Here is a 367-nt window from a genome sequence, read left to right as displayed (position 1 = left end):
GTCCCTCTCGAGCATGAACGCCTCGCTAGGCACCATGGTCAACCAGGTGCGCCACAGCACCGACAGCATCGCCACCGCCAGCTCCGAGATCGCCCAAGGCAACAACGACCTCGCCCAACGCACCGAACAAACCTCCAGCAACCTGCAGTCCACCGCCTCCAGCATGGACCACCTCACCCAGACCGTGCAACTCAGCGCGGACAACGCCCGCCAGGCCAGCACCCTGGCCGCCAACGCCTCCAGCGTGGCCGAGCGCGGTGGTGCGGTGGTGCGCCAGGTGGTCAGCACCATGGAAGAAATCAACGACAGCAGCCGAAAGATCAGCGACATCATCGGCGTCATCGACGGCATCGCCTTCCAGACCAAC

At 64.9% G+C, this 367-nt stretch carries 1 protein-coding gene; it reads left to right on the top strand.

The window, feature by feature from the left end; translation table 11 throughout:
- Positions 1-367 (top strand): methyl-accepting chemotaxis protein (locus KKO72_RS21420; protein WP_251140831.1); only part of this gene is annotated, 367 nt, incomplete at both ends.

This window comes from Rhodoferax sp. U11-2br, assembly GCF_018619435.1.
GTDB lineage: Bacteria > Pseudomonadota > Gammaproteobacteria > Burkholderiales > Burkholderiaceae_C > Rhodoferax.
This window is presented reverse-complemented; position numbering and strand designations above follow the sequence as displayed.